We start from the raw sequence: 20,817 nt of genomic DNA on the forward strand, positions 1-20,817 counted from the left end.
ACAGGCGATCCATGGCAAGTGAAATTCTGATTGTCGATGATGAGGCCGATATTCGGGATCTCGTTGCGGGCATCCTCGAAGACGAGGGCTTCGTGACCCGGACCGCGCGCGACAGCGATACGGCGCTCGCCGAGATCGCCAACCGCAGGCCGCATCTGGTGTTCCTCGACATCTGGCTGCAGGGCTCCAAGCTCGACGGCTTACAGCTCTTGGAGCAGGTCAAGAAGGACAACCCCGATCTGCCGGTCGTGATGATCTCCGGCCACGGCAACATCGAGACCGCGGTCGCCGCGATCAAGCGTGGCGCCTACGACTTCATCGAGAAGCCGTTCAAGACCGACCGGCTGATCCTGGTCGCGAACCGTGCACTGGAGAACTCGCGGCTCAAGCGCGAGGTCAAGGAGCTGAAGCAACTCGCGCCGAGCGCAAGCTCGCTGGTCGGCCGCTCGCCCAGCATGAACCAGCTGCGCCAGACCATCGAGCGTGCGGCCAAGGCCAACAGCCGCATCCTGATCGTCGGCCCCGCGGGCGCCGGCAAGGAACTGACCGCCCGCACGTTGCACACGGCCTCGGGCCGCGCCGACGGCCCCTTCGTCGTCATCAACGCCGCTGCGATCACGCCCGAGCGGATGGAGCACGAGCTGTTCGGCATCGAGCAGTCCAACGGCGAGCACGCGCGCAAGCCCGGCGCACTCGAAGAGGCTCATGGCGGCACGCTGTTCATCGACGAGATCGCGGACATGCCGCGCGAGACCCAGAACAAGATCTTGCGCGTGCTGGTCGAGCAGTCGTTCCAGCGCGTCGGCGGCAACGGCAAGGTGCAGGTCGACGTCCGCATCATCTCCTCCACCGCGCGCAACCTCGAAGAGGAAATCGCGGCCGGTCATTTCCGCGAGGACCTCTATCACCGGCTCTCGGTGGTGCCGATCCGCGTGCCCGCATTGTCGGAGCGGCGTGAAGACATTCCGGAATTGATCGACTATTTCATGGAGCAGATCTCCGCGGGCAGCGGCCTGCCCAAGCGGCAGATCGGCCAGGACGCGATGGCGGTACTGCAGTCGCATGTCTGGCCGGGCAATGTGCGCCAGCTCCGCAACAACGTTGAGAGAGTCATGATTCTCGCCGCTGGCGGGCCGGAAGTCATCATCACTGCCGACATGCTGCCGCAGGATGTCGGCTCCATGGTGCCCGCGATGCCGACCAGCAACAATGGCGAGCACATCATGGGCCTGCCGCTGCGCGAAGCCCGCGAAGTGTTCGAGCGCGACTATTTGATTGCACAGATCAGCCGTTTTTCAGGAAATATTTCTCGCACGGCCGAGTTTGTTGGCATGGAACGCTCGGCGCTGCACCGGAAGTTGAAGGCGCTCGGCGTCGGCTAACGCTGCGACGTCGTTGGAATAGGCGAGGAAAATCATCGATTTCCGTAGTTTTTCGGGGCAATACGGCATGGGCTGCCGCGTGAAGCGGCTTGCCTAATAAGCCTACCTGTCCTCTAATTGAACCGCTGTCCCCCCGAGGGGGATCTCATGAGGGACGGCAACCGGACGAGGACCCCGAGTTTCAAAAGAGGGCCGCAACCGGCGCAATAAAAAGAAACTCAAAGCGAGAAAAAAACAATGGCGGCAGACCGCGCACAAAACCTGCAGGACACCTTCCTTAATCACGTTCGCAAAACCAAAACGCCACTGACGATCTTTCTGGTCAACGGAGTGAAGCTCCAGGGCATCGTGACCTGGTTCGACAATTTCTGTTTGCTGCTTCGGCGCGACGGTCACTCGCAGCTCGTCTACAAGCATGCGATCTCGACCATCATGCCGGGCGCTCCGATCCAGCTGTTCGAAGGCGGTGAGGATCAGCCGGCTTGAGAGTGATCTGATTGGAACCCCGGAATTTCGACGGGGATGCCGACCGTCCGCGGTCGGCAGGGGGTACGCAGACGGGGCGGGTGCTTGTCATCGGTCCCTATTTGCGGGTGCGCGCAGGCAGTGCCGACGCGCAATCGGAAGCTCATGTCGTGCGTGACGCGGAAGCCCGGCTCGACGAAGCCGCCGGCCTCGCGCGCGCGATCGATCTCGTCGTTGCCGACGCCATCATCGCGCCGATCAGCCAGATCCGCCCTGCGACCTATATCGGCAAGGGTAAGGTCGAGGAGATCGCCGCGCTCGCCAAGAGCCTCGACGTCGAACTCGTGGTGATGGATTGCGCGCTTGCGCCGATCCAGCAGCGCAACCTCGAGAAGGAGTTGCAGGCAAAGGTGCTCGACCGCACCGGTCTCATCCTGGAAATCTTCGGCCGCCGCGCCAAGACCAAGGAAGGCTCGCTCCAGGTCGAGCTCGCGCATCTCAACTATCAACGTTCGCGCCTGGTGCGCTCATGGACCCATCTCGAGCGCCAGCGCGGCGGCTTTGGATTCATGGGCGGTCCCGGCGAGACGCAGATCGAAGCCGACCGCCGCCTGATCCAGGAGCGCATCTCCAAGCTCGAGGGCGAACTGAAGAAGGTGCAGGCCACACGCCGCCTGCATCGCGCAGGCCGCCAGCGGGTGCCGTACCGCGTCGTGGCGCTGGTCGGCTACACCAATGCCGGCAAATCGACGCTGTTCAACCGCCTGACCCGCGCCGACGTGCAGGCCGCCGACATGCTGTTCGCCACGCTGGATCCGACCCTGCGCGCGCTCACCCTGCCGCATGGCGGCAAGGCGATGCTGTCGGACACCGTCGGTTTCATCTCCAATCTGCCGACGCAGCTCGTCGCCGCCTTCCGCGCCACGCTGGAGGAGGTGCTGGAGGCCGACGTCATCCTGCATGTGCGCGACATCTCGCACGACGATGCCGAGGCGCAGCAGAGCGACGTCGACGCGGTGCTGCGCCAGCTCGGCATCAATCCCGATGATTCAGGCCGCATCATTGAGGTCTGGAACAAGATCGACCGTTATGGTCCCGAACAGCGCGAAGAACTCTTGAATATCGCCGCGCGCAGGCCGGAGGACCATCCCGCGATGCTGGTGTCGGCCGTGTCGGGCGAAGGGGTCGACGCGCTGCTCGCCGCGATCGAGGAGCGCTTGGCCGCCAAGCGCATCACGCTCGACCTCTCCATCGATGCCTCCGACGGCGCCGGCATCAGCTGGCTGCATCGGAATTCCGAAGTGCTGGCGAAAGAGCTGCACGACGGCCGCTTCGACATGACGGTGCGGGTGGACGAGACCAAGCGGGATATCGTGGTGAACCGGTTCGATGCCGTGCCGCGACTGTCCGTGTAGTTAGTGTCGTCCCGGCCGAGTTAGCGGCCGGCTTGCTTGCGCTCCTCTGGTGACGACTGCTTCGCACTCTTCGCCTCATTCCACAACGCGTCCATCTCCGCCAGCGACGCCTGCTCGAGGGTCCGCCCCTGCGCCTCCAGCGCCCGTTCGATATAGGCAAACCGCCGCTCGAACTTCGTGTTGGTCGCCCGCAGCGCGGCTTCCGGATCGGCATCGACATGGCGGGCGAGGTTGACCAGCGCGAACATCAGGTCGCCGGTCTCTTCCGCCAACCCCTCGCTGTCGTTGCGATCGAGTGCGGCCTCGATCTCGTCGGCTTCCTCGCGGATTTTTGCCAGCACCGCGCGCGGATCGTTCCAGTCGAAGCCGACAGTGGAGGCCTTGCGCTGCAGCTCCATGGCGCGCGTCAGGGCGGGCTGGCCGGCCTTCACGCCTGACAGCAGCGACTTGTGGGACGGCGCTTCCTGGGGTGGCCGGCGCGCGGCGCGCTCGGCTTTCTCCTCGGCCTTGATGCGGTCCCAGACTTCCTTGACGTGGGAGGAGGCGAGATTGCCCTCCTTGTCGGCGAAGACGTGCGGATGGCGCCGGATCATCTTGCGGGTGATGGCCTCGACGACATCGCCGAAGGCAAAGGCGTTCTGCTCCTCGGCCATCTGAGCATGGAACACCACCTGCAGCAGGAGGTCGCCGAGCTCCTCGCAGAGATCGTCGAGATCGCCGCGGCTGATGGCCTCGACCACCTCATAGGCTTCCTCGATCGTATAGGGGGCGATGGTCGCAAAATTCTGCTCGAGGTCCCAGGGGCAGCCAGTCACCGGCGTGCGCAGCGCCGCCATGATCTCGATCAGGCGGGAAATGTCGCGGGAAGGGGTCATTGCGGGCATTCTCCTGGCTCTCAAGCCTTATGCCAAAAGCGCCCCCGTTCCCAGCGTAGCGCGGCGGAACAGGGTGATTTCCACCGGTTGGCGCGCCAGATTGGCGAGCCGCGTGCGCAGTGCTAAAGCGCGGGCCATGACTGACGCATCTTCATCCGAAACCGCGCTGGTGCTGTTTTCCGGCGGCCAGGATTCCACCACCTGCCTTGCCTGGGCGCTGAATCGTTTTGCGCACGTGGAGACGCTTGGGTTCGATTACGGGCAGCGCCACGCCATCGAGCTTGCCTGCCGCGACCGGCTGTTCGACGGCATCAAGGGCCTGCGCACGGATTGGGCTTCCAGGCTCGGGGAGAGCCACACGCTAGCGATCCCGACGCTGGCGGCCGTGTCCGAGACGGCGCTGACGCGCGACGTCGCGATTGCGATGGGCGCCGACGGCCTGCCGAACACGTTCGTGCCCGGCCGCAATCTGGTGTTTTTGACTTTCGCCGCGGCGCTGGCCTATCGGCGCGGCATCAGTTACATCGTCGGCGGCATGTGCGAGACCGACTATTCCGGTTATCCCGATTGCCGCGACGACGCCATCCGCGCGATGCAGGCCGCGCTGTCGCTCGGCATGGCCCGCAAGTTCGAGCTGCATACCCCGCTGATGTGGATCGACAAGGCCGCGACGTGGAAGCTCGCCCATGACCTCGGCGGCGACGGGCTGGTCGACCTCATCCGCGAGCAGTCGCACACCTGCTACCTCGGCGAACGCGGCGCGCAGCATGATTGGGGATACGGCTGCGGAGAATGCCCGGCGTGCAGCCTGCGGGCGAAGGGGTGGCGGGAGTACGTGGCGGGACGGTGATACCATAGACTCGGTGTCATCACCCGCGAAAGCGGGTGATCCAGTACTCCGAGAAGGTAGCGATAATCGACAGGCCGCGGCGTACTGGATTCCCCGCCTTCGCGGGGAATGACAGTGTTGGTTGGGATTAGAGTGTACCCAAGCAACGCGCAAAGGGACTACGGCGCAAAATCCTCCGCCTTCAGCTCGATCGGCTTGCCGTGCGGGGTGCGATCGGCCGCGTGGTCCCAGGCGTCGCGGTAGCGATGCAACGTCTCCGCAGACGCAACGCCCTTGCGCGCGACCAGCCCCTCCAGCGTGGCGAGCCAATGGAGATAGTAGGTCTCGCCCGTATCGGGATCGCCGGCCGCCTGCGCGCGCTTGATCTCGGAGGCCAGGGCTGCCGCCCATTCGGGCCAGGTGAACACGCCGCGCTCGTGCAGCGTCAGCGCCATCGCGAAGGCGTGCGCCTCCCAGGGCGCGCGGAACACCGGGCCGTCATCGTCGCGCGGAATGCTCGGGATCGCTGCCGTCGCGGCAGCAGCAGCCGTGCTGCTCATCACGCCGGGTCCAGATACGGCTCGAACGCATCGATCGAGACTTTCGAGGTCGGATCGCCGTCCGCGCCCCAGAGATCGCGGCCCTCGAACACGACAGTGTAGAGCCATTGCGGATTCTCGCCGAGCTCCATCGCCGCCGAGTCCGGAAACACGTGGCAGCCATGGTTCAGCTCGACGATTCCGACATGACCACGCACGTAGCGCGGCAGGCGGGTGTGGGTCGCCGGGTGAATGTTCTTCGCGCGGACCTTGTCACCGATCTTGAATTTCGCCGGCGCCGGGGCAGGGCGGGCGAACTTGCCGCGCACCATGATGCGCTCGACCTGGCCGAGATCAAACTTGCCGTGCTTGAGCGCCTTGGCCGGCTGCATCGCGTGGCCGGCGGCGACTTCCTCCCGAGTGAGGTAGCCCTTCTCGATCAGCATCTCCTCGAGCCCGAGAAACCATTTCTTGTAGTAGGAGCTCGAGAGATAGATATGCGGCGGGATCGTCTCGCGATAGAAGCGCGAGGTGTCGATGTTGAAGGCGCCGGCCGCGCCCATCGCGCGTACCATGGCGAGAACACGCGACTCCCATTCCTCGTGGAACACCGGCTCGTTCGGTTCGGGCTCGACCTTGCCGAACCCGTCCATGCCGCCCATGTCGTGCACGCCGTTCATGACGGCGCCCCCGGCGCCTTGGGAAAGCCGGTGCCGATCATGGAATCGCGCGTGACCAGCTCGGCGAGCTGCTCCTCGCTCCAGCCTTCGGTCCCTGCGGGGCGCATCGGCAGCACCAGAAAGCGCGTTTCGGCGGTCGAATCCCATACCCGGATTTCAACGTCCTTGGCGACTTGCACGCCGAAATCGGCGAGCACGCCGCGCGGGTCCTTCACCGCGCGGGAGCGATAGGGCGCGGCCTTGTACCAGACCGGCGGCAGCCCCAGCATTTCCCAGGGGTAGCAGGAGCACAGCGTGCACACGACCATGTTGTGACGTTGCGGCGTGTTCTCGACCACGACGAGGTGGTCGCCGACGCGGCTGACATGGCCGAGCGTGCCGATCGCCTTCGAGCCGTCCTCCAGCAGTGCCTTCTTGAACGCCGGATCGCTCCAGGCCTTGGCGACAACGCGCGCGCCGTTATGGGGGCCGATCCGGGTCTCATAGGCCTGGATGATGGCGTCGAGCGCGGCCGGCTCGACATAGCCTTTTTCGGTCAGGATCGTCTCGAGCGCGCGCACGCGCAGCTCGGTCTCCGACAGCTCGGAATGGTCGTGATCGTGGTGATGATGGTCGCTCATGGGGCGAAGATAGTCCCAGAATCCGGGCGTTGTCGAGGCGAAGACTCTGCTAACATCGCACCATGGGCTGGGCTGCAAGAACCGGAATAACCGTCGCAATCGCGGCTCTTGGCGCATTCGCGGCGCAGGATGCGCGCGCCGCGAATGGCGCCTATGCGGTCGATGCCGCCGACATTTCCGATGTCGGCTCCTGCAAGGTGGAAAGTTGGCTGTCGGCGGCTTCCAACACGGATTTTTCGGCGGTCGCCAATCCCTCCTGTGTCGTCGATCCCTTCAGGCCGATCGAGCTGAGCCTGCAGACCATCCGGGCCCGGAGCGGCGGCGACTGGAGCACGACAATCGCGCCAAAAGCCAAGACGAATTTCGTCCCGACCGGAATCGGCCGGTGGGGATTGTCGGCCTATGGCGGAGGATCGTTCGACGCGGCGACCGGCGAGGCGCTAGCCGCCTTTGCCGTCATCCCCGCGACCTTCCGCCTGTCGGAGACCATGCGCATCAACGTCAACGGCGGCTGGCTCTGGGATCGGACGGTGGATCGCCATTACCTGACCTACGGCATCGGCTTCGATTGGAAATTCACCGACACGCTGCAATGGACGATCGAGGCGTACGGGCAGGCCGGCGCCGCCGAGGTCGCAAGCATCGTGCAGCCGCGTTTCCAGACCGGTGTCCGCTACCGACCGAACGAGATATTCTCCGTCGATCTGATCTACGGCCGCAACATCACCGGCGAAAATGCCAACTGGATCACCATCGGGACCACGATCCGGTTTCCGGTCCATGGAAGCGAACCCGAACATCGGCGCACCGGGCATCTGTGAGCGCCAGGAAGACCAAGACCAGGGGAGTTTGCGTTGCCTGACTATGTCAAGATCGAGAAGGGCCTCGGGCCGGAGGGACGGATTGCGGTGGTGCGGTTCGACCGCGGCGACGGCATCAATGCGCTATCGCCAGAGGCTTTACGCCAGCTCACCGCGGCCGCGCGCAGTTTTGAGGATGACGCCGCAACCTCTGCCGTGGTGCTGACAGGCAGCGCGGCTGCGTTCAGCGCCGGCTTCGACCTCAAGGATGCCGAAGGCCGCGCGCGCAAGGACATGGACCTCGGCACGCTGCGGCGGCATCTCAAGCTCGGACCGCGCCTGACCCACGCCTGGCAGGAGATGGAGCAGATCACGATCGCCGCCATCGAGGGGTTTTGCGTCGGCGGCGGCGTGGCGCTGGCCGTCGCGCTCGACTTCCGCGTCATGGGACGCGATGCCCATCTGCGCGTGCCCGAGATCGGGCTCGGCATGAACATGAGCTGGCAGAGCATTCCGCGCATGCTGCATCTGATCGGCCCGGCGCGCACCAAGCAGGCGGTGATCCTGGCCGATCAGCGCATCAGCGCGGATGAAGCCTATGAGTGGGGCCTGGTCGAGCAGGTGGTCGATCCCGGCCATGCGTTCGATGCCGCGATGGAGCTTGCGCGCAAGGTGGCCGCGCAGCCGCCGCTCTCCGTTGCCATGACGAAACTCACGGTCAACCGGCTGGCGCATGCGCTGGATAATCTCGCCAGCCACATGGACGTCGACCAGTTCGCCCTGGCAAGCCTTAGCGAGGACCATAAGGAGGGCGTCGAGGCGTTCCTGACGCGACGCAAACCGAAGTTCAGAGGGCGGTAGAAGCCGGCCAGGCATTGATTGCGCCGCCGACTATCCGTATACGCGGCGCTGGGACAAAATAGGCCCGATCAACGGGCCGGCAGACGACAATGACGATCGAGGGGGAGGGCCCATGACCACTGGCACGCAGGCACCCGAGGCGAAAGGGTTTCGCTGGAAGCTGATCGCGCCGCTCGCGGTATGGCTGCTGATCTATCTGTGGCCGGTGCCCGCAGGGCTCAACGCCAATCAGTGGCACTATTTTGCGATCTTCGCGGCCGTCATCACCGGGCTCATCCTGGAATCGATGCCGGTCGGCGCGGTCGGCCTGATCGGGCTGACGGTTGCCGGCGTCGGCGGTTATATCGATCCCGATCCGACCAAATCGCTGCGCTGGATGCTGGCGGGCTTTGCCGAGAGCACGGTGTGGCTGATCGTCGGCGCCTTCGTGTTCTCGATCGGGTACCGCAAGAGCCAGCTGGGCCGGCGTATTGCGCTCGTGTTGGTGCAAAAGCTCGGCACCAACACGCTAGGTCTCGGCTATGCGGTGGCGATGTCGGACTTCTTGCTGGCGCCGGCGACACCGTCCAACACCGCGCGCAGCGGCGGCATCGTCTATCCCATCATCAGCAACATCCCGCGCATCTACGGCTCCGAGCCAGGACCGACTGCCGGCAAGATCGGCACCTACGTGATGTGGACCGCGTTCGCGTCGACCGCCGTCACCAGCTCATTGTTCTTCACCGCGCTGGCGCCCAATGCAGCGGCGCTCGCCATCGCCAAGAAGACCGCCGGAATCGACGTCAGCTGGGCGCAGTGGTTCATCGGCTTTGCGCCGCTCGGCCTGCTCCTGATGGTGCTGGTCCCGCTGCTCAGCTACGCGGTCTGCCGCCCCGAGGTGAAGAGCAGCCCGGAAATTTCCGAATGGGCATCGAAGGAGCTCGCGGAGATGGGCCCGATGTCGCGCAATGAATGGATCATGCTGGCGCTGATCTTGCTCGCGATGTTCCTGTGGATCGCGGGCTCGAGCCCGGACATCCGCGTGCCGCTTCTGGGCTCGAATTTCGTCAACGCCACCACCGTCGTGTTCATCGTGATCTCGCTGATGCTGGTGACGGGCGTGATCGAGTTTGCCGACATCGTCGCCGAGAAGGGCGCCTGGGAGGTGTTCTTCTATTTCACCTCGCTGCTGACGCTGGCCTCGGGCCTCAACGAGATCGGCTTCATCAAATGGTTCGCGACCGAATACGCAAAGCCGCTCGCCGGGCTGTCGCCGTCGACCGCAATGCTCCTGCTGGTCGCGCTGTTCTTCTGGATCCACTATTTCTTCTCGAGCATCACCTCGCATGCCGCCGCCGTGCTGCCCGTGGTGCTCGCGGTCGGATCCGGCATCCCCGACCTACCAGTCACGACGCTCGCCATGCTCTGCATGTATTCGCTCGGCCTGATGGGGGTGATCTCGCCTTACGCGACCGGGCCGGCGCCGATGTATTTCGGGAGCGGCTATATCGGCAAGGGTCAGTTCTGGGGTTTTGGGCTGATCTTTGGGATGCTCTATTTCGCGGGGCTCCTGCTGATCGTATGGCCCTGGTTGCAGGTCCACTGAGTCGGGCGGGAGGCAATGCGGCGGCAGATGAATTTTCTTCAGCGGGAAGACATTTGAAAAACTTCGTCCAACTCCCCGCAAATATCTGACATTGCCAGAGCGACCCGAAAGGGCGATTGTGCGTGCTGCGGTGCAGCGCGCTCCAGCCGAGTCCTCATCGCGGTTTCACTCTCCGTCGCTTGATGCGACCGTTCCCGGATGCCCAGGGGCAAGGGAACTATTGTGCATGAAGGCCGCCTCCATGAACGTCCACCCGTCGCTCGCGATCGGACAGCCGATCGAAAAGTTTGACGCGATCTCAGCTCACGCGATCTCACCTGCCGCGACTGCGTCCGACGCGATGGTCCGCTTCGAAGGCATCTCGAAAACCTATCCGGCCTATCGCGGCAAGCCCGGCGTCAATGCCCTGCAAAACATCGACTTCGCCATCCCGCGCGGTTCGATCACCGGAATCATCGGCCGCTCCGGCGCCGGCAAATCGAGCCTGGTCCGGCTCATCAACGGCCTGGAGAGGCCGACCACGGGCCGCGTCGTCGTCGATAACAGAGATATCTCGGCGCTCTCGGGCCGCGACTTGCGGCTGGCGCAGCGCTCGATCGGCATGATCTTCCAGCACTTCAATCTGCTGTCCTCCCGCACCGCTGCCGCCAACATCGCGCTGCCGCTGGAGATCGCCGGCTGGGCCAAGGCCGATATCCGCGCGCGCGTGGCCGAGCTGCTTGCGCTGGTGGGCATCGCAGACAAGCACGATCGCTACCCGTCAGAACTCTCCGGCGGCCAGAAGCAGCGCGTCGGCATTGCCCGTGCGCTCGCGACGCGGCCGAGCGTGCTGCTGTCGGATGAGGCGACCTCGGCGCTCGATCCGCAGACCACGCGGGCGATCCTCGATCTGCTCGCGAACATCAACCGCGAGCTGGGCGTGACCATCGTACTGATCACCCATGAGATGTCCGTGGTGCGCCAACTTGCGGGGGATGTCGTGGTGCTCGATGCCGGCCGCGTCGTCGAGAGCGGCCATGTCGCCAACATCTTCACCTACCCCAAGCATCCGATCACGCAATCCTTCCTGGCCGAAGTAATCGGAGACAGCCTGCCGGTGTCGCTGGCGAGCCGGATCGTTTCGGAGCAGCCTCCGGCCGGACAGGCCGTGATCCGCGTCAAGGTGCGCGGGGCAGGGGCCGGCGACACGATGGTGGCGCGGCTGGCGCGCGAGCTCGGCCTCGACGTGTCGCTGCTGTCGGCCCGCATCGACGAGATCGGCGGCCAGCATGTGGGCTCGCTGACGCTTGGTATCCCTCTCGGCATGTCCGGCGGCGAGGACGCGACGACGCGCACGCTGGCCTGGCTTTCACAATATCAATTCCCCGCGGAGCGTCTCGGCTATGTCGCCTGAACTCATCAACCTGATCATCCAGGCGACCGGCGAGAGCCTGTACATGGTCGGGCTCGCCGCGCTGATCGGCACCGCCTTCGGCCTGCCGCTCGGCGTCTTTCTCGCGACCAGCCGGAAAGGCGAGCTGTTCGCGGCGCCCATCGTCAATCGCGTGCTCGGTGCCGTCGTCAACGCGACGCGATCCACGCCTTTCATCATCCTGGTCGTCGCCATTATCCCGTTCACGCGGTTGGTGGCCGGCACCTCGATCGGATCGACGGCCGCGATCGTACCGTTGACGATCGCATCGGCGCCGTTCATCGCGCGCCTGGTCGAGGCCGCGATCCGCGAGGTCGATGGCGGCCTGATCGAGACGGCGTCCTCGTTCGGGGCCTCGCCGATGCAGATCGTGCTCAAGGTGCTGATCCCCGAAGCGCTGCCGGGTCTTCTGCTGGCGCTGACGCTCGCGGTTGTCAGCCTGCTCGGCTATTCCGCCATGGTCGGCGCCGTCGGAGGCGGAGGCCTGGGCGATCTCGGCATCCGCTACGGCTATCAGCGCTTCATGCCGGAGATGATGCTGGCCGTCGTCGTGGTGCTGATCGCGCTGGTGCAGCTCGTGCAGAGCGCCGGCGATTATCTCGCGCGCCGGGTTAATCGCCGGCTGCGACATCGCTGACGCCGTTTAAGACATTTCGAACAAGCAGGTTCTTGTCGGTCTGGAAGCATTCCAAACTTCGAGACACGACTGAGTGCATTCGTCGCACGCGTTGCGCACGCGTCTGGAGAAATTCTAACGCAGTTCCTATCGCACTCCGAAATCGCCTGCGTTAGGGCGAGGCATCAAAAACGATACCGGCGAAGCCGGCAGTGCGTGGGGCCTCGACAAACGTGACCGATTTCCAACTTGCTTCGCGTGCCGACACGCGTCGTCGACAGATACAGACTCTCTTCCTCGGAGCGGCCAGCACATTTGCTCTCGTCGTTCCCTTCGGTGCCGTGGAGGCGCAAACGCAGATCCCCGCCGTCACCGTCGAAGCCCCGGCTCAGCGCGCCCGGCCTGCAGCGGTCGCCTCAACGCGACAGTCAGCGGCGACACGCACCGCGCGCGCCAATCGTCGCTCTCCGTCGCAGCAAGCTGCGCCAACCCAGTCGGCATCCTCGAACGACGCCACCGGTGAACGCTCCAATGGTCCGGTGCGCGGTTTCGTTGCGACGCGCAGCGGCACCGCGACCAAGACGGATACGCCGCTGATCGAAACCCCGCAGTCCGTCTCCGTCGTCACGACCGACCAGGTCAGGAACCAGGGCGCGGTCTCGATCGGCGAGGCGTTGCGCTACACCGCCGGCGTCAGCGGCGACGTCAACGGCGGCTCGGACACGCGCTTCGGCGCCCTCCAGATCCGCGGCTTCGACACCACCATGTCGGGCCTCTATGTCGACGGTTTGCGGATTCCCTCCAGCAATTACGTGCACTTCAACGGCCTCGATCCCTATGGCGCCGAGCGTCTCGAGGTTCTCAAGGGCCCATCCTCGGCGATGTATGGCGGCAGCGGCACCGGCGGCATCCTCAACTACGTGACCAAGCTGCCGACGGCCCAGCAGTTCGGCGAGGTCTCGATCTCGGGCGGCAGCTTCAACCGCTATCAGGGCCAGTTCGACATGGGCGGTCCCGCCAACAAGGACGGCACCGTGCTGTGGCGCCTGACCGGCGTGGTGCGCGACGGCGAAACCCAGGTCGACTTCACCAAGGACAACCGCGTCTTCGTCGCGCCCGCCGTCACGTTCAAGCCGAACGATGACACCACCATCACGATCCTCGCCAACTACCAGCGCGACCGGGCAGGGTGGGGCCTCCAGTTCTTGCCGGCCTCGGGCACGGTGTGGCCAAACAACGGCCGCACCATCCCGGTCTCGTTCTTCGGGCGTGCCGAGCTTCAACGCGTTCAACACCGAGATCGCGACCGCCGGCTACCAGCTCTCGCACAATTTCACCGACAACATCACATTCCGGCAGAATTTGCGCTACGCCTACCAGCACAACGAGGAGAAGGTGTTTTTCGGCGGAGGCTATACCGACGAGGCCGCGGGACAGCTCGCCCGTTTCGGCAGCTACAGCAACTCCTACATCGACTCCTTCGCCGTGGACAACCAGCTCCAGGGCAAATTCACCACCGGCTTCCTCAGCCACACCACGCTGGTCGGGATCGACTATCGCAACACCAGATTCCGCGACACCGCCTTTGGCGTCACGACGTCCGCGCCCGAGATCAACGTCTTCAGCCCGGTCTACAGCTACGACTGGACCATGGGCGCCATGAGCGACGACACCGGGGTCAAGCAGTCGCAGGTCGGCCTCTACGCGCAGGACCAGATCAAGCTCGGCCGGCTCTCGTTCCAGCTCGGTGGCCGCCAGGATTTTGTAACGACGCAGGTCGGCAGCGGCATCTTCAATACGTCGGTCGCGAAGGATGCGTCGGCCTTCACCGGCCGCGCCGCAATGATGTACAATTTCGACAACGGCATCGCGCCCTATTTCAGCTACTCGGAATCGTTCCTGCCGGTGCTCGCGACCGGCCCGAGCGGACAGCTGCTCAATCCCGAGACCGGCGTGCAGTACGAGGTGGGCGTCAAGTACCAGCCGCTCGGATGGAACGCGCTGTTCACCTTCGCCGCCTTCGACCTGACGCGCGACAACGTCGTCACCTTTGCGCCTCCGCTCAACATTGCCGAGCAGACCGGTCAAGTGAAATCGCGCGGCCTCGAGCTCGAAGGCACGATGTCGCTCGCCGACGGCTGGAACCTGCGCGCGGCCTATGCCTATGTCGATGCAATCGTCACGCAGGATCCGGTGAATGTCGGCAAGGCGCCGGTCACCGTGCCGCTCAACCGCGCCTCGCTGTGGAACGACTATACGCTTCAGACCGGGCCGCTCGCGGGCCTGCAGTTCGGCGGCGGCGTCCGCTATGTCGGCGCGACCTGGGGCGATGACGCCAATACATTCAAGGTCGGATCCGCGACCGTGCTGGACGCGCTGCTCGCCTACACCAGGGACAATTGGCGCCTGTCGCTGAACGTCACCAATCTCGCCGACACCCGCTACGTCGCCGCCTGTTACAGCCTGTCGGGCTGCTTCTACGCAGAGGGACGCAAGGCCATCGGCAAGCTGACGTATCGGTGGTGAGGTCTAGGACGGTCCGGCAATGGCGGCCGGGCCTGCTTGATGAGAGAAGACGATGAGAGCGATATTCGGCAAGCTGCATCGCTGGGCGGGACTGCTCACGGCCGGATTCCTGTTCTTCTCCGGTATCACCGGGGCGATCATCTCCTGGGATCACGAGATCGACGAGGTCCTGAACAGCCATCTGTTCGACGTCAGCAGCAAGGGCCCGGCCATTCCCTCGATCGATCTCGCCAAGATGATCGAGCAGCGCGATCCCCGCGCGCGCGTTGTCTACCTGTTCATGACGCCGGAGGAGGGCCACTCGCTGTGGTTCTTCGTCATGCCCAGGATCGATCCCGCGACCGGCAAGCGCTATCCGCTCGACTACAATCAGATCTTTCTGGACCCCAATACTGGCGCCGAGCTCGGCCGGCGCTATTGGGGCGCGGTGTGGCCGGTGACGCGCGAAAACTTCGTCTCGTTCCTCTACAAGCTGCACTACACCATGCACATCCCGGAATTCTGGGGCAGCGACCGCTGGGGCATGCGCCTGCTCGGCGTGATCGCCATCATCTGGACCATCGACTGCTTCGTCGGCTTGTATTTGACGCTGCCCTCGCGCCGGCGCGCCCGGGCGGCGCGGGCACCCCAGGTCACGCGCCAGCTCGAACGCGGCTTCTGGGCGCGTTGGGCGCCCGCGTGGACCATCAAGACGTCAGGCAGCGCCTACCGGATCAATTTCGATATCCACCGCGCTTTCAGCCTGTGGACCTGGGGCGTGCTCTTCATCATCGCCTTCACGGCGTTCTCGCTGAACCTCTATTTCGAGGTGTTCTCGCCGCTGATGAAAATGGTGTCGAACTACACGCCGACGCCCTATGAGCAGCGGCCGTATCGCGATCTCGACGACCCCATCGAGCCCAAGGTCAGCTTCGCCGACATCGCCGCGCGCGCGGCGGTCGACGGCAAGGGGCGAGGGTGGACCATCCCGGTCGGCTCGGTCAATCACGGCCCGGCCCACGGCGTCTATGCCGCGGCCTTCTTCCACCCCGGCGACGATCACGGCGCCGGCGGCGTCGGCCCGGCGCAGCTCTATTACGACAGCGAGGACGGTCGTCCGATCGGCGAACGGCTGCCCTGGGTCGGCACCGCCGCCGACATCTTCGTACAGGCGCAATTCCCGCTGCATTCGGGCCGCATCGTCGGGCTGTTCGGCCGCATTCTGATCTCGGTCATGGGGCTGGTGGTGGCGGCGCTCTCGGTCACCGGAATCGTGATCTGGTGGCGCAAGCGCCGCGCCCGTGTCCGCGTGCGGGCGACGGCTGCGATGCGCCCAAGCCGGCAGCAACTGACGCCGGCGGAGTAGGGCGTTCGTCCGGCGCGGATGAACCTTACGGCCCGGCACCGGCACAAAGACTGGAGATCACTCCCCGCCTTTCCGGAAATCGCATGAGATCGCTTGCCTTGCTCTGCCTGCTCGTCTTTGCTACGCCCGCCGATGCGGCCACGCCCGAGCAGCATTATCTCGACCTGCGCGATCGCTACATCGCAAAGTTCTCGAAAGCTGCGGAGAACGACGAGACCTATAAGCAGCACGATGCGGCGCTCAAGGAGTTGACGGGCGTCCTGCGCGGCCTGGTGGGCCCCGTCGTGATCAAGGGACTGCCGGCCGACGGCAAGACGAATGCGGACACGCTCTTCAAGGGCGACTCCGGCTTTGGCCATCTCGACGGCCTCGGCTTCGCCTCCGAAGGCGACAAGATGCAAGCGGTGGCGACCACGACCGGCTTGCTCAGGCACTGGCTTCGCGAGCACCGCGAGGACGGCATGCCGCAGGAGATCGGCGCGGCCTTCAAATCGGACCGCTTCTACTATCAGGCGATCCAGGACTCCGCCTTCGCCAAATACGCCGAACTGCCGATCACGAAGCCCGCGGGAGCGAGCGCGGCCGTCGCCGTGCTGGGCGTGCGCGGCAATGGCGACCTGAAGGGACCGCCGCATGAAATCGACGTCGTCGCGATCCATGGCGACAAGGTCTTCTTTCTCGCCGCAAGCGACGCGGTGAAGACGGCTGAGATCCCGGCCTGCGAAAAGGTCTGGAAGCAGATGATGGCCAAACCCATCGACAAGAAAGACCCCCGCGGCGACATCACCCGCGAAGACAACGCGATGACCGCGTACACGGCGTGCTTCGCCAAGGAGGCACCAAGCCAGAGCTGGTATGCGACGGCGGTCAAGAAAGCGCAGAGCCAGCTGGAGTTGCTGCTCGTGCGCTAGAGCGATCATCCAGTTACCTTCGGGGCTACAACGTTGCGCGCCGCCCTGGCTCAAGAATGCGCAATCGGAAATTGCAGCTTGTCCTGCAGGCGCAACCAAGGCCAAGCAGCGCGAAATCGCCCCAAGCCCGCTCGACGAGGTCGTCGGCCACACTCCGCCCGGATTCGGCGGCGCTCGTGGAACTCGTTCGCGACGAGGGGGTTGCACTGCGGTTGGAACCGAACGGGTAGCACAGTTGAATCGCCGGCAATTCCTGGAAGCCTCGGCATTGACGCCATTGGCGACATTACTACCTGGCGCAGTCTCTGCGGCATCGGCGGCGGAGTTGCCGTTTGGTCCCTCTTATGTCCGCGACCTTGCCCGCAATTTGGCGAGTAAGCCCTTTGCGCCACCAGAGGAAAAGGTCCCGGACGCGCTCAAGGATCTCACCTACGACCAGTACCGGTCAATTCGCTTTCTGCCGGAGCGCGCGGCTTGGCGTAGCGAGAAGCTGCCCTTCGAGGTTCAGTTTTTCCACCGCGGCTTTTTCTATAAGAACAGGGTCGACATTTACGAGGTCGCCGGCGGACGAGCCGTACCGATCAGGTACCGGCGCGACGATTTTGCATTCGGCGACAATATCGGCCAGGTACCGGACGCCGATCTCGGGTTTGCCGGGTTTCGCATTCACGCCCCGATCAATCGCCCCGACTATTACGACGAGGTTTGCGCGTTTCTCGGCGCCAGCTACTTCCGTGCCGTTGCCAAAGGCGAGACGTATGGCCTGTCCGCGCGCGGTCTGTCGATCGATACCGGCGAGAGCAAGGGGGAGGAATTTCCCTTCTTCAAGGCGTTCTGGCTGGAGAAGCCCGCGCCGGGTGCCACATCTGTGGTGGTCCATGCGCTGCTTGACAGCAAGAGCGCTACGGCAAGCTATCGCTTCACGATCAGGCCGGGCGCTCCGACGGTCTTCGACGTGGAGATGTCGCTCTATCCGCGGATCGAGCTGCAGCATGCCGGCCTGGCGCCCATGACAAGCATGTTCTTTTTCGGTCCGAACGACCGACACGATGTCGACGATTTCCGCCCTGCCGTGCACGACTCCGATGGGCTCGCCGTGTTCAACGGAAAGGGCGAGCAACTCTGGCGTCCTCTCAACAATCCGCGCGATCTGCAAGCCAGCACATTCAATGATCTCAATCCTCGCGGCTTCGGCCTGATGCAGCGGGAACGAAACTTCTTTGCCTACGAGGACATCGAATCGCGCTTTGAGCGTCGCCCAAGCCTCTGGGTCGAACCGATCGGAGATTGGGGAGAGGGCAGTGTGGTCCTCTTTGAGATCCCGACCAAGGAGGAAGTTCACGACAACATCGCCGCCTTCTGGCGCCCGAAAACAGCTCTCCAGGCCAAGAGCGAAAACAACTACACCTACCGTCTGCACTGGGGTCCGGACGCGCCGAAGCCCAATTCGCTGGCTCGGTTCACCCGCACAGGCGTTGGCGCGCGGGGCGACGACAGCAAATTGTTCGTGCTCGAAATCGTCGGGGACGGACTGAAGGCGGTCGATCCCAACAAGGTAAGGGGTGCCGTCAGCGCCGACAAATCCGAGATCAAGAACGTCGTCACACAGCCAAACCCGGAAACCGGTGGCTGGCGCCTGAGTTTCCAGTGCGCCGTGAAGGACGCGCCGATCGAGTTGAGGGCGATCTTGATGCAGGGCGAACAGCCGATCTCTGAAGTCTGGGTTTACCGATGGGCGCCCTGACGACCTCGCCCGCGCTCTCGCTTGAGCTTGGCACTCGGTATCTTCCCGACGAAACGCCTCTCCCCATGCAGCCTTGCCGATTGGACCGGACTAACCGTGCCGATCCGGGGCGACTGCGGACCGCCCCTGCCGTTGCAGCGCGACGCCTGTTCATTCTTGGCGGAACGGTCGCGATTACCGCTGCGGGCGCTGTTGAGATGTACGATGTTCTCAAGGTTGGTGGCGTCACGGTCCTCGAAGGCATGGTGTTCGGGCTGTTTCTCGTGCTGCTCGCCTGGATCGCGTTTTCGTTCGTGTCTTCAGTCGCCGGTTTTTTTGTGCTCCTGCGGGGGCGACCGGATGTGCTGCCAATTGACAGCCAGGGTCCGCTGCCCACGATCACCGGCCGAACGGCGATGCTGTTGCCGACCTATAACGAGGATCAGCACCATCTCATGGCGCGACTCCGCGCCATGTACGAGTCGGTCGACGAAACCGGACAGGACCCGTTGTTCGATTGGTTTCTGCTCAGTGACACGACAGATCCGGACATCTGGATTGCCGAGGAGCTTGCGTTTCTGGAACTGCAGCGCAACTGCGGTTCGGGCCATCTCTACTATCGTCACCGATCCGACAACACCGCCCGAAAGTCCGGCAACATCGCCGAATGGGTGAGGCGGTTCGGTGGCGCCTACGACTACATGATCATTCTCGACGCGGACAGTCTGATGAGCGGAGAGACCATCGTGCGGCTGGCGGGCGCGATGGAATCGAACTCGCAAGCCGCGCTGATTCAAACGCTTCCGATCGTCGTCAATGCGCGAACCCTGATTAGCCGGCTTCAGCAGTTCTCGGGTCGTTTGTACGGCCCGCTGATCGCGGCCGGGAACACCTGGTGGCACGCCTCAGAGGGCAACTACTGGGGACATAACGCCATCATCCGGGTGCAGGCTTTTGCGCAAGAGGCGGGCCTGCCCGAGTTGCGCGGGAGGAAGCCTTTCGGCGGCCATATCCTCAGCCACGATTTTGTCGAAGCCGCACTAATGCGACGAGCGGGATGGGGAATTTTCATGGCTCCAGGTATCGGCGGGAGTTTCGAGGAGGTGCCCCCGTCGCTTCTGGATTTCGCGGCGCGCGACCGCCGCTGGTGTCAGGGCAATCTCCAGCATCTTGCCGTTCTACCGGCTCGAGGCCTGCACTGGGTCTCCAGGCTTCACCTGTTGACCGGGATCGGATCCTACCTCACCGCGCCGCTGTGGCTGCTGTTTCTATTGCTCGGAATCCTGACCTCCTTGCAGGCCTATTTCGTCAAGCCGGAGTACTTTCCCAAGGGCTTCTCGTTGTTTCCAACGTGGCCCGCACAGGATCCCGTGCTCGCCGCCTGGGTCTTTGCCGCGACAATGGGGCTGCTCATCGTGCCCAAATTGCTGGCCTACCTCGTTTTGCTCACCAAGCGTGCGGAACGGCAGGCATTCGGCGGCGGATTTCGCGTGCTGCTGGCGGTGGTCGCCGAGAGCCTGCTTGCCGCCTTGATCGCCCCCTCCATGATGATCTTTCAATCCACCGCCGTGGCGGAGATCCTGCTGGGCCGTGACGCGGGCTGGCAAGTGCAACGGCGAAGCGATGGCAGGATCACGCGCGACGAAGTCTATCGCAAGTTCACGGTGCCGACCCTATGCGGTCTGGCCATGGCGGCAAGCGCCTACGCCGTGTCGCTTCCGCTGCTGCTCTGGATGTCACCGGTGATCATCGGCCTGGTTTGCGCCATTCCGATCGGTCTCGTCACCTCGACGGCACCGCGAATGGCGCGCCTGTTTGCAACCCCGGAGGACAATCGCGTGCCGGCGCTGCTGCAGAGGGCGAGAGAGCTTGCCAGCCTGGATCGAATCGAGCCACACGGGGCCCTGATCGAACTTAGACAGAATCCCGCGTTGCTGGGACCGCACATGCAGTCCCTCGAAACGCCGCCGCGCAAATCGGGCCAAATCGACATAGATCTCGCGATCGGCCGGGCCAAGATTGAGCAGAGCGACGATTTCGAGGAAGTCGTCAGCAGCCTCAGCGCACGCGAGACGCTTGCCGTGCTGAAGCACCCACACGCCCTCGAGCAGGTCATGCGCATGCCGCGAGCTACCGCTTCCGCGGAAGTCTAGGTCATGGCGGTGTAGGACAGGGGTTGACGACCCGGCTGGGCTTGGGCCGAGAGCGAGATGTCTGCTGTGCGCGCGGTCCCA

18 protein-coding genes and 1 pseudogene are annotated in these 20,817 nt (G+C 64.2%); 15 read left to right on the plus strand and 4 right to left on the minus strand.

All coding sequences use genetic code 11. The features are described from left to right. Window positions 1–11 precede the first annotated feature (11 nt). The 3 genes from ntrX to hflX all read left to right on the plus strand — a co-directional run bounded on the left by ntrX (window position 12) and on the right by hflX (window position 3,262). Window positions 12–1,382, plus strand: a complete 1,371-nt coding sequence (gene ntrX, locus IVB19_RS18060) for a nitrogen assimilation response regulator NtrX (RefSeq protein ID WP_007591127.1) — start codon at window positions 12–14, stop codon at window positions 1,380–1,382. A 237-nt stretch (window positions 1,383–1,619) separates the two neighbouring features. After that, window positions 1,620–1,868, plus strand: coding sequence for an RNA chaperone Hfq (gene hfq / locus IVB19_RS18065; protein WP_007591126.1), 249 nt, complete (start codon window positions 1,620–1,622; stop codon window positions 1,866–1,868). An 11-nt stretch (window positions 1,869–1,879) separates the two neighbouring features. Next, a complete protein-coding gene (hflX, locus tag IVB19_RS18070; RefSeq protein ID WP_026233449.1) occupies window positions 1,880–3,262 on the plus strand; it encodes a GTPase HflX in 1,383 nt (460 codons plus the stop codon). 20 nt (window positions 3,263–3,282) lie between these two features. Here hflX and mazG read toward each other — a convergent pair whose 3' ends face one another. Next, window positions 3,283–4,137, minus strand: coding sequence for a nucleoside triphosphate pyrophosphohydrolase (mazG, locus tag IVB19_RS18075; RefSeq protein WP_018457830.1), 855 nt, complete (start codon window positions 4,135–4,137; stop codon window positions 3,283–3,285). Between the two features lie 136 nt (window positions 4,138–4,273). Here mazG and queC point away from each other — a divergent pair, with 136 nt between their 5' ends. Further along, a complete protein-coding gene (gene queC / locus IVB19_RS18080) occupies window positions 4,274–4,987 on the plus strand; it encodes a 7-cyano-7-deazaguanine synthase QueC (RefSeq protein ID WP_018457831.1) in 714 nt (237 codons plus the stop codon). 158 nt (window positions 4,988–5,145) lie between these two features. Here the strand turns inward: queC and IVB19_RS18085 are convergent, their stop codons facing one another. The 3 genes from IVB19_RS18085 to nthA are packed head-to-tail and all read right to left on the minus strand — an operon-like array spanning window position 5,146 to window position 6,805. Beyond that, a complete protein-coding gene (locus IVB19_RS18085; protein ID WP_018457832.1) occupies window positions 5,146–5,526 on the minus strand; it encodes a nitrile hydratase accessory protein in 381 nt (126 codons plus the stop codon). Beyond that, entirely contained in the window at window positions 5,526–6,185 is a 660-nt protein-coding gene (nthB, locus tag IVB19_RS18090) for a nitrile hydratase subunit beta (RefSeq protein ID WP_018457833.1), read from the minus strand. The genes IVB19_RS18085 and nthB overlap by 1 nt, the downstream gene beginning before the upstream one ends. After that, window positions 6,182–6,805, minus strand: a complete 624-nt coding sequence (gene nthA / locus IVB19_RS18095; protein WP_085349816.1) for a nitrile hydratase subunit alpha — start codon at window positions 6,803–6,805, stop codon at window positions 6,182–6,184. The genes nthB and nthA overlap by 4 nt, the downstream gene beginning before the upstream one ends. Window positions 6,806–6,867: 62 nt before the next feature. Here nthA and IVB19_RS18100 point away from each other — a divergent pair, with 62 nt between their 5' ends. The 11 genes and pseudogenes from IVB19_RS18100 (at window position 6,868) to mdoH (ending at window position 20,736) form a co-directional block, all read left to right on the plus strand. Further along, entirely contained in the window at window positions 6,868–7,626 is a 759-nt protein-coding gene (locus IVB19_RS18100) for a PA4824 family protein (protein ID WP_018457835.1), read from the plus strand. A 33-nt stretch (window positions 7,627–7,659) separates the two neighbouring features. Then, the gene (locus IVB19_RS18105; RefSeq protein ID WP_018457836.1) at window positions 7,660–8,466 is read left to right on the plus strand and encodes an enoyl-CoA hydratase/isomerase family protein; all 807 of its coding nucleotides are present in this window, start codon (window positions 7,660–7,662) and stop codon (window positions 8,464–8,466) included. Between the two features lie 112 nt (window positions 8,467–8,578). After that, window positions 8,579–10,051, plus strand: a complete 1,473-nt coding sequence (locus IVB19_RS18110; RefSeq protein WP_018457837.1) for a DASS family sodium-coupled anion symporter — start codon at window positions 8,579–8,581, stop codon at window positions 10,049–10,051. A gap of 226 nt (window positions 10,052–10,277) precedes the next feature. Next, window positions 10,278–11,444, plus strand: a complete 1,167-nt coding sequence (locus tag IVB19_RS18115) for a methionine ABC transporter ATP-binding protein (RefSeq protein WP_018457838.1) — start codon at window positions 10,278–10,280, stop codon at window positions 11,442–11,444. Beyond that, the gene (locus IVB19_RS18120; RefSeq protein ID WP_018457839.1) at window positions 11,434–12,099 is read left to right on the plus strand and encodes a methionine ABC transporter permease; all 666 of its coding nucleotides are present in this window, start codon (window positions 11,434–11,436) and stop codon (window positions 12,097–12,099) included. Before IVB19_RS18115 ends, IVB19_RS18120 begins: the two co-directional genes overlap by 11 nt. Window positions 12,100–12,617: 518 nt before the next feature. Next, window positions 12,618–12,929 (plus strand): annotated as a pseudogene (locus IVB19_RS40450) (TonB-dependent receptor plug domain-containing protein); the annotation flags it as partial. A gap of 289 nt (window positions 12,930–13,218) precedes the next feature. Beyond that, window positions 13,219–14,604 (plus strand): TonB-dependent siderophore receptor, encoded by a 1,386-nt coding sequence (locus tag IVB19_RS18125; RefSeq protein WP_345946428.1) that lies wholly within the window; start codon window positions 13,219–13,221, stop codon window positions 14,602–14,604. A 52-nt stretch (window positions 14,605–14,656) separates the two neighbouring features. After that, complete coding sequence (gene fsrB / locus IVB19_RS18130) at window positions 14,657–15,949, plus strand: siderophore utilization protein FsrB (protein WP_018457842.1); 1,293 nt, start codon at window positions 14,657–14,659, stop codon at window positions 15,947–15,949. Between the two features lie 83 nt (window positions 15,950–16,032). After that, a complete protein-coding gene (locus IVB19_RS18135; protein ID WP_018457843.1) occupies window positions 16,033–16,860 on the plus strand; it encodes a hypothetical protein in 828 nt (275 codons plus the stop codon). 235 nt (window positions 16,861–17,095) lie between these two features. Continuing rightward, window positions 17,096–18,604, plus strand: a complete 1,509-nt coding sequence (locus IVB19_RS18140; protein WP_026233450.1) for a glucan biosynthesis protein G — start codon at window positions 17,096–17,098, stop codon at window positions 18,602–18,604. Next, the gene (gene mdoH, locus IVB19_RS18145) at window positions 18,592–20,736 is read left to right on the plus strand and encodes a glucans biosynthesis glucosyltransferase MdoH (RefSeq protein WP_026233451.1); all 2,145 of its coding nucleotides are present in this window, start codon (window positions 18,592–18,594) and stop codon (window positions 20,734–20,736) included. The genes IVB19_RS18140 and mdoH overlap by 13 nt, the downstream gene beginning before the upstream one ends. The last annotated feature ends 81 nt before the right edge of the window (window positions 20,737–20,817 follow it).

Origin of the sequence: Bradyrhizobium sp. 187 (assembly GCF_023101005.1) — a bacterium.
Lineage (GTDB): Bacteria > Pseudomonadota > Alphaproteobacteria > Rhizobiales > Xanthobacteraceae > Bradyrhizobium > Bradyrhizobium canariense_D.